Origin of the sequence: Roseateles cavernae (assembly GCF_040187885.1) — a bacterium.
GTDB classification, from domain to species: Bacteria; Pseudomonadota; Gammaproteobacteria; order Burkholderiales; family Burkholderiaceae_C; genus Roseateles_E; species Roseateles_E cavernae.
Window position 1 is genome coordinate 1 of the sequence record NZ_JBDPLH010000047.1, and the last position, 489, is coordinate 489.

The window sequence follows — 489 nt, forward strand, 5'->3', positions numbered from 1 at the left end:
TCACCCCCCCCTGCCTGCTGGCCTCCGGTGCCGGGTGCACCACGGGTGGGTGCGCCCGGCCCGGAGGGCTTGCTGGCTTCGGCTGCGGTGGGTGTATCGGTGGGCACGATGCCGCGCGCAGCGGCGGCCTCAGCCAGGGTCTTGATGCGATGGCAGTCGCGGTTGATCCACTGCAGGTTCGCGTCGTCGTCGACGCCAGCGAGCGAGCCGTAGTTGCGCTGCCAGACCGCCTTGCTGACCTTGTGGTCGCACTCATGGCCGTCGTGCACGATGCCAAGCGGGAGGCAGGGCTCGCACAGGCCAGCAGCGCGCTGCTTGATGCGCTCGCGCTTCGTGTCCCACTCCGAGCCATAGCCGCGCTTGTGCCTGCTGCCGCGCCGGCTGTCGGCGAAGCTGCCGTCCTTGACCTTGTGGTCAATGCAGCGGCTTGACCCGTCATAGACGAGCGCCCTGCATTTGATGCAGGGCTTAGGAGCTGCGGATGGCATT

General features: G+C 68.3%; 1 protein-coding gene. It reads right to left on the reverse strand.

Translation table 11 applies throughout. From position 1 onward, the window contains the following. On the reverse strand, positions 1-489 hold a 489-nt coding region (locus ABGI63_RS25795), incomplete at both ends, for an HNH endonuclease (protein ID WP_349745377.1).